The following is a 7,751-nucleotide window of genomic DNA, read 5'->3' on the forward strand; positions in this document are numbered from 1 at the left end:
GGATGGTGAGTACGCTCCGGACAGTCATCGACAAGGTGGACGAGCGAATCGGGGACGGCCTCGAACACGTCCTGTGTGCACACCACCACCGCCGGTTGCGCCGGCTCGGCTGGGCCGACGTCCTGCGGGCGGACGGCGCGCAGGACCGGTTCGGCGGGCGGGCGCCGAAACGGGCGGGCAACTCGCTGGAGGTCCTCGTCGACGGCGAGGAGGCGCTGCCGGTCATCCAGGCCGCCATCCAGGGCGCGCGTCGCAGCGTGCACATCGCCAACTGGCACGCGAGCCCCGACTTCCGGCTGGTCCGCGAGTCGGGCCAGCCGGCCCTGCGCGAGCTGCTGGCCTCGACTGCCGAGCGAGTGCCGGTGCGCCTGCTGCTGTGGGCCGGGCCGCCGCTGGCCGTCTTCCAGCCGAGCCGCGGGCTCGTGCGGTCCGCGCGCGAGGAGTTCACCCGCGACTCGAACGTGCGGTGCGAACTCGACTCGCGCGAGCGGACCATGCACTGTCACCACGAGAAGCTGGTGATCGTGGACGGTGAGATCGCGTTCGTCGGCGGCCTCGACTTCACCGCGCTCGAGGGCGACCGGCACGACAGCGTCGAGCACCCGCCGAACCGCCCGCTCGGCTGGCACGACCTCGTGACGCGGCTGCGCGGGCCGGTCGTGGCCGATGTCGCCGAGCACTTCCGCCAGCGGTGGACCGAGGTGACCGGCGAGGAGCTGCCGCCCACGCAGCCGTGCGAGCCGGCGGGTGACACGAACGTGCAGCTGCTACGGACCGTGCCGGACAAGACCTACGACTTCTCCCCGCGCGGTGAGTTCACGATCCTCGACGCCTACCTGCGCGCGCTGCGCTCGGCCCGGCGGCTGGTGTACCTGGAGAACCAGTTCCTCTGGTCACCGGAGGTCGCCGAGGTGCTGATCGACAAGCTGTGCGACCCGCCGGACCCGCGCTTCCGCGTGGTCCTGCTGCTGCCGCGCAAGCCGACCAACGGCGCGGACACCACCCGCGGCCAGCTCGGCCGCATGCTCGCCGCCGACGCGATCGACCCGACCGGCGAGCGGCTGCTACTGGCCACCACGATCAACGCGCACAGCGACGAGACGGCCGGTGAGGACAGCGCGCCGGTCTACGTCCACGCCAAGCTCGGCATCGTCGACGACGAGTGGATGACGATCGGCTCGGCGAACCTCAACGAGCACTCGCTGTTCAACGACACCGAGGTCAACGTGGCCACCGACGACCGGGACCTGATCCGGGCCACCCGGCTGCGGCTGTGGGCCGAACACCTGCAGCGGCCGCGGGAGGACGTCGACGGCGACCCGACCGAGGTGGTCGACCGGATCTGGCGCCCGACCGCCGAGGAGCAGACCGAGCTGGAGGCCACCGGCAGGCCGCGAACGCACCGGCTCACGCTGCTGCCCGGCGTCTCCCGCCGGGCCGGCCGGCTACAGGGTCCGCTGCGGGGTCTGCTGGTCGATGGCTAGTGCGAGTTGGTTGCGCACCAGCGGGGCGTAGCCGGAGGACTGGCCGACGGCCTTGGGGTGGTAGGACTCGAGGACCGGGTTGGACAGCCCGTTGATCCACTCGGCGTCGTCGCACACCGCGTGTCCGTTGAACGCCGTGCGCACGTCGACGAAGTCGAACCCGTGCGCTGAGGCGCGGGCGGCGGTCGTCGTCGCCAACAGGTCGGCGGTCTGGTTCAGCGAGCTCTGCTCGGCCGGGCTGATCCGGGCCGCGGGGTTGCACTCCTCGCCGTTGAACAGCCGCGGGTAGCCGACGACCGCGACCCGCGCGTTCGGCGCGCGGACGCCGATGCGGGTGTAGAGGTCGTCGAGCAGCCCGGGCAGCGTGTTGCGGATGTAGTTGTTGGCGTTGTTGATCTCGGTCGTGCACGTCCACGGCCACGGCAGCGCGCACTGGGTGATCACGTCGGCGAACCCGGCGTCGTTGCCGCCGACCGACACGGTGACGTACGCGGTGCTCGCGGACAGGCTGCCCAGCTGGTTCAGCACGTCCGGCACCCGAGCGCCCGAACAGGCGGCGAAGGTCAGCGGCGCGCCGAGGCTCTGGCCGACCAGCACGGGGTAGGCGTGGGGGGAACGGTGGCAGTCGCCGGAGTCGGGGTAGTACTCGCGGCTGCCGACGCCGGAGGAGTACGAGTCGCCGAGCGCGGTGTACGGGCCGGCGGCCGCCTGGGCCGGGATGCCGACGAGGGCCAGTGCCCCGACGAGGACTGCGAGCAGGGCGAGGCGGACGAGTCGCATGGGCTGCCTCCACACGGTTTCCACTGTCCGGTGCAGGGGGGAACCGGACGGTTACAGCCTGCTGTTCCGGTGTGGTTCGAAGCAATCGCCCGATGCGGTAGAAATTCGCGAACAGGTAGCACTTATACGTGACTTTCTGTCAGCGTTTGCCGATTTCGCACGAAGGGTAATTGGATCTCGTGACGCTTACGGTTGGTGTCGAAGAGGAATTCCTGCTCGTGGACGCCGACGGTCAGCTGTCGAACCGTGGCCCGGAGGTCGCCCACGCCGCCCACCAGGCCGAGGGGGAGCTGGAGACCGAGCTGACGCTCTGCCAGGTCGAGTCGGCGACCGGCATCTGCCACACGCCCGACGAGGTGCTCGGTCAGCTGAACACGTTGCGCGCCTCGCTCGCGTCGTCGGCCCGCGCGCTGGGCCTGCGGCTGCTGCCGAGCGGCTGCCCGGTGCTGCCGGAGCAGGAGCGGCCGGAGATCACGCCGAAGCCGCGCTACGAGCGGATGGCCGAGCACTTCGGCGCCACGGCGCGAGAGGGCGCCACATGCGGGTGCCACGTGCACATCGACATGCCGGACCGGGCGCTGGGCGTGCAGGTCATCAACCACACGCGGCCCTGGCTGCCGGCGCTGCTCGCGCTGACCGCGAACTCGCCGTTCGACGGGCTCGACACCGGGTACGCGAGCTGGCGGTACCAGAACTGGTCGCGCTGGCCCTCTGCCGGGCCGCCGCCGGTGTTCGCCTCGCTGGACGAGTACGAGTCCACTGTGGACGCCCTGCTGCGCTCCGGGGCGATCCTGGACAAGGGGATGGTCTACTGGGACATCCGGCTCTCCGAGCACCAGCCCACGCTGGAGTTCCGGGTCACGGACGTCGCGGCCACGGCGGCGGACGCGGCGCTGCTCGCGACCGTCGTGCGGGGGCTCGTCGTGCACGCGCTCGACCGGATCGCCGCGGGCGTACCGGCGCCGCCGATGCCGCAGGCGGTCCTGCGGGCGAACCTCTGGTGCGCGTCGCACTCGGGGCTGCGCGGCCGCAGCCTGCACCCGGTGACCGGCGCGCTCGCCCCGCTGACGGACCAGCTGTCCGACCTGGTCGAGCTACTGGCCCCGGCGCTGGGGCCCGACCTGGAGTTCGTGCTGGCCGGGCTCGCGGTCCTGCGGTCGGCGGGCAGCGGTGCGGACCGGCAGCGTGCGGTGTACGAACGTCGGGAGAAGCTGACGGACGTGGTCGACGAGGTGGCGCTGCGGTGAGGTCGTACGTGGTGACCGGTGGCGGGCAGGGCATCGGCGCGGCGATCGTGGCGCGGCTGCTGGCCGACGGGTTCGTGGTGTCCCTCGACCGCACGCCCGGCTCGGTCGAGCATCCCCGCCTGCGCGTGGTGACCGGGGACGCGGGTGACGTCGACGTGGCGTCGCGGGCGGCCGACGAGGCCTCGTCGCTGGGACCGCTGCACGGCTGGGTCAACAACGCGGCGGTGTTCCGGGACGCGTGGCTGCACTCGTCGCCGCCCGCGGAGGTGCTGGAGCTGGTCACGCTGAACCTGGGGCTGGCGGTGGTCGGCTGCTCGGTCGCGGTACGCCGGCTCGCCCCCGGCGGCTCGATCGTCAACGTGTCCTCCCATCAGGCGTCCCGGCCGGTGCGGGGCGCGTTGCCCTACGCCACGGCGAAGGCCGCGATCGAGGGCCTGACCAGGGCCGTCGCGGTGGACTACGGGCCGCGCGGGCTCCGGGCGAACGCGGTGGCGCTCGGCTCGGTCGCCACCGACCGGTACGCCGAGCTGCTGGCCGCCTCGCCCGACGCGGCGCGGATCGAGGCCGAGATGGCGCGGCTGCATCCGGTCGGGCGGGTGGGCGAGCCGACCGAGGTGGCCGACGCCGTGGCCTTCCTGCTGTCGGCGGCGTTCGTGAACGGCGTGACGCTCGCGGTGGACGGCGGCCGGGCCGTACGCGGGGCGGCCCCCGAGTCGGCGGCGGATCCGTCGTAGGCTGCGGCGCGTGGACGAGGTCACGACGACGGTCCGGACGGTGTGTCACGGCTGCCGCCAGGTCACCCAGTACCGCAGCGAGGAGGGCGTGATCCGCCCGATGGTGCTGCCCTCCAGCGGCATGGTGTGGGTGGACAAGATGCCCGGCGGGGTGGTCGAGGTGCCGTGCCCGGTATGCGGCGAGGGCGAGGACCCCGGCTGGGTGCCGGCGTTCGTCCCGCCCGCGTGAGGTTTACGTAGGCTCGGTCCCATGTGCCGAAACATCACCGGCCTGCGAGGCCTGGAGCCGGCCGCGACGCCCGAGGAAATCGAGGCGGCGGCCCGGCAGTACGTGCGGAAGGTCAGCGGCGTCCAGTCGCTGACCGACAAGACGCGGGACCCGTTCGAGGCGGCGGTGGCCGAGGTCACCGCGGCGACGACCCGCCTGCTGGCCGAGCTCCCGCCCCGCAAGCAGCCCCCGACGACCCTCCCGCCGCTGCGCCGTCCGGAGGTACAGGCGCGCATCGCCGCCAAGGAGGCCGCGGCGAAGGCGTAGCACGCCCGAACGGTCCCGGATACTGCGAAACGTACCAACGTCGGGTGTGACATCTGCGTGGTATGTCGGTGACGTTCTGCACTGCTGGCCGAGCCCTGTTCTGCCGCACGATTGCTTCGTCCACTTGGCGAGCGGCGAGCGGAGCGATGGCGAATGGACCAGGAGTATCAGCAGTTCTGCATGGCGGACCCCGCCTTCTACGACGCGATGTACTCCGAACAGACCGCCGGTGCCTCGTTCGCCACGGCGAGCCGGCCGCTGCCCGACGGATGGTCGCTGCACGAGCAGGACGACTGGTTCGTCGTCGACCCGGCGCGGCGCCGGCCGCTGCCCGCGCAGGGCTGGAAGATCCACGCGTCGGCCGCCGTGGACAACGCGGACCGGGTGCTCGACGCCATCTGGGACTACTGCGTCGAACGCGGCATCCAGTTCAAGTTCCTCCGCTCCCAGTCCGCCCTCACCGCCCGCGTCTCCAAGTACGCGCCGCGCGGCTACAGCGGCAAGCTCGTCACCGTCTACCCCGAGGACGACGCCGCCTGCGAACGGATCCTCACCGAGCTCGGTGAGCGCCTCGACGGCGAGGCGAGCCCTTACATCCTCAGCGACCTGCGCTGGCGGGGCGGCCCGCTCTACGTCCGTTACGGCGCCTTCACCCACCGCTACACCGTCGACGAGAACGGCGAGGTCATCGAGGCCATCGAGGACGACACCGGCACGCTCGTCCCGGACCGGCGCGACCCCGTGTTCCGCGTGCCGCCGTGGGTGACGCTGCCGGACTTCCTCGAACCGCAGCTGAAGGCCCGCAACGCGGTCACCACCACCGACCTGCCCTACACCATCGAGCGGGTACTGCACTTCTCCAACGGCGGCGGCATCTACCTCGGCCGCGACACCCGCTCCGGCGAGCAGGTCGTGCTGAAGGAGGGCCGCCCGCACGCCGGGCTGGACATGTGGGGCCACGACGCCGTCCGCCGGCTCGGCCGCGAGCACGAGACGCTGACCAGGCTCGCCGGCATCCCCGGCATCCCCCGCGTGCACGACCTGTTCTGGCTCGGCGAGCACCGGTTCCTCGTCATGGAGTACGTCGACGGCGACGTGCTCGGCAAGGCCATCGTCACGCGCTACCCACTCATCGACCCGGCCGCCGGGCCCGAACGGTACGCCGAGTTCACCCGCTGGGCCGTGGACATCCATCGCCAGGTCGCCGACACCATCGCCGCCGTGCACGAGCGCGGCGTCGTCTACGGCGACCTGCACCTGTTCAACGTCGTCGTGCGCCCGGACGACACGATCGCCCTGCTGGACTTCGAGGTCACCTCCGGAGTCGAGGAGGACGTCCGGCCGGGCCTGGGCAACCCCGGATTCGCCGCGCCGCGTGACACCCGCGGCTTCGACATCGACCGATACGCCCTGGCCTGCCTGCGGCTCGCGCTCTTCCTCCCGATGACCAACCTGCTCGGCCTGCACCGGATCAAGGCCCGGCACTTCGCGGAGATCATCGGCGCGCACTTCCCGGTCCCCGCCGAGTTCCTCGACCGCGCCGTGGACGTCATCGTGCCGCCCGGCACGCCCGCGCTGCCGGTGCCGAGCTTCGACGACTGGCCCGGCATCCGTGACGAGCTCGCGAAGTCCATCCTCGCGAGCGCGACCCCGGACCGCGACGACCGGCTCTTCCCCGGCGACCCCGCCCAGTTCGCGGTCGGCGGGCTCGGCCTCGCCCACGGCGCCGCCGGCGTGCTCTACGCCCTCGACGTCACCGGCGCCGGCCGCTTCCCCGAGCACGAGGACTGGCTGCTGCGCCGCGTGCTCGCCCCGCCCGCCGGCACCCGGCTCGGCCTCTACGACGGGCTGCACGGTGCCGCGTACGCACTCGACCATCTCGGCCACCGGCAGGCGGCGCTCGACGTCGTCGACATCTGCCTGCGGGAGAACTGGGAGACGATCGGCCCGGACCTCGCCAGCGGGCTGTCCGGCTTCGGCCTGAACCTCCTGCACCTCGCCGCCGCGACCGGCGAACCAGGCCTGCGCGAAGCAGGCCTGCGCGCCGCCCAGCTCGTCGCCGAGCGGCTTCCCGAGCTGCCCGAGCCGCCCGCCGACGGTCAGCGGCTGCAGAGCGGTGGCGGCCAGCCGCACGCCGGGCTGCTGCGCGGCCGCGCCGGCCAGGCGCTGCTGCTGATCAAGGCCTATGACGAGACCGGCGAGGAGATCTTCCTCGACACCGCCGCCCGGGCGCTGCGCCACGACCTGCTGCGCTGCATCACGCGCGAAAACGGCGTGCTCGAGGTCGACGAGGGCTGGCGCACAATGCCCTATGTGGACGGTGGCAGCGTCGGCATCGGGATCGTGCTCGACGAGTACCTGGCGCGGCGCGACGACGAGGAGTTCGCCCGCGCCAGCGCCGGGGTCCGCTGCGCCGCCCGGGCCACGATGTACATCCTGCCGGGACTGTTCACCGGCCGCGCCGGCATCCTGCTCTACCTGGCCGGCCGCATGCCGGCCGACGACCCGGACGTGCTGCGCCAGGTGCGCAACCTGTCCTGGCACGCGCTGCCCTACGGCGGCGGCACGGCGTTCCCCGGCACCGGGCTGCTGCGCCTGTCGATGGACCTCGCCACCGGCACCGCGGGCGTGCTGCTCGCGCTCGGCGCGGCCCGGCACGACGGGCCCGTGCACGCGCCTCTGCTCGGCCTCGCCGGGTCCCACCCCAAGACCCCCGCGCCGACCGGCGCGGGTCGTTAGATGATCACCCCCGCAAGGAGAACCGAGATGGCCCTTCTCGATCTGCAAGGCATGGACAACGCTCCCCAGACCGGCGGCCACGGCGGTGGCAGCTCCGCTTCCGGCCACAGCTGCCCCAGCAACCTGAGCGTCCTTCTGTGTGGCGGCACCAGCGGCCTCAGCGTGCTGATCTGCCACTGAGCTACCTCTGATCCACACCGTCACGGAGGCGGACCGCGGCCCGGACGACTGG

The 7,751-nt window shown here is 72.5% G+C and carries 8 protein-coding genes; 7 read left to right on the top strand and 1 reads right to left on the bottom strand.

Annotation, left to right across the window (positions count from 1 at the left end):
- The first annotated feature begins 5 nt into the window (after positions 1–5).
- Positions 6–1,484, top strand: coding sequence for a phospholipase D-like domain-containing protein (locus ACRDSK_RS13090; protein WP_431440769.1), 1,479 nt, complete (start codon positions 6–8; stop codon positions 1,482–1,484).
- Here ACRDSK_RS13090 and ACRDSK_RS13095 read toward each other — a convergent pair.
- Positions 1,446–2,264 carry an SGNH/GDSL hydrolase family protein gene (locus ACRDSK_RS13095; protein ID WP_431440771.1) on the bottom strand — a complete coding sequence of 273 codons (819 nt, stop codon included), beginning with the start codon at positions 2,262–2,264 and terminating at the stop codon, positions 1,446–1,448. The two genes, ACRDSK_RS13090 and ACRDSK_RS13095, sit on opposite strands and share 39 nt — an antisense overlap.
- A gap of 179 nt (positions 2,265–2,443) precedes the next feature.
- On the opposite strand from ACRDSK_RS13095, the gene ACRDSK_RS13100 reads away from it, so the two are divergent.
- The 6 genes from ACRDSK_RS13100 to ACRDSK_RS13125 all read left to right on the top strand — a co-directional run bounded on the left by ACRDSK_RS13100 (position 2,444) and on the right by ACRDSK_RS13125 (position 7,699).
- Positions 2,444–3,511, top strand: a complete 1,068-nt coding sequence (locus ACRDSK_RS13100; protein WP_431440773.1) for a carboxylate-amine ligase — start codon at positions 2,444–2,446, stop codon at positions 3,509–3,511.
- Positions 3,508–4,245, top strand: a complete 738-nt coding sequence (locus tag ACRDSK_RS13105) for an SDR family NAD(P)-dependent oxidoreductase (protein WP_431440775.1) — start codon at positions 3,508–3,510, stop codon at positions 4,243–4,245. The genes ACRDSK_RS13100 and ACRDSK_RS13105 overlap by 4 nt, the downstream gene beginning before the upstream one ends.
- A 10-nt stretch (positions 4,246–4,255) precedes the next feature.
- Entirely contained in the window at positions 4,256–4,474 is a 219-nt protein-coding gene (locus tag ACRDSK_RS13110; protein WP_431440777.1) for a hypothetical protein, read from the top strand.
- A gap of 21 nt (positions 4,475–4,495) precedes the next feature.
- Complete coding sequence (locus tag ACRDSK_RS13115) at positions 4,496–4,780, top strand: DUF2277 domain-containing protein (RefSeq protein WP_431440779.1); 285 nt, start codon at positions 4,496–4,498, stop codon at positions 4,778–4,780.
- 153 nt (positions 4,781–4,933) lie between these two features.
- The gene (gene lanKC / locus ACRDSK_RS13120) at positions 4,934–7,519 is read left to right on the top strand and encodes a class III lanthionine synthetase LanKC (RefSeq protein ID WP_431440781.1); all 2,586 of its coding nucleotides are present in this window, start codon (positions 4,934–4,936) and stop codon (positions 7,517–7,519) included.
- A 27-nt stretch (positions 7,520–7,546) separates the two neighbouring features.
- Positions 7,547–7,699 carry a SapB/AmfS family lanthipeptide gene (locus ACRDSK_RS13125; RefSeq protein ID WP_431440783.1) on the top strand — a complete coding sequence of 51 codons (153 nt, stop codon included), beginning with the start codon at positions 7,547–7,549 and terminating at the stop codon, positions 7,697–7,699.
- Positions 7,700–7,751: the final 52 nt, after the last annotated feature.

The sequence above is a fragment of the Actinophytocola sp. genome (genome assembly GCF_050699915.1).
In the GTDB taxonomy this organism is placed as follows: domain Bacteria; phylum Actinomycetota; class Actinomycetes; order Mycobacteriales; family Pseudonocardiaceae; genus Actinophytocola.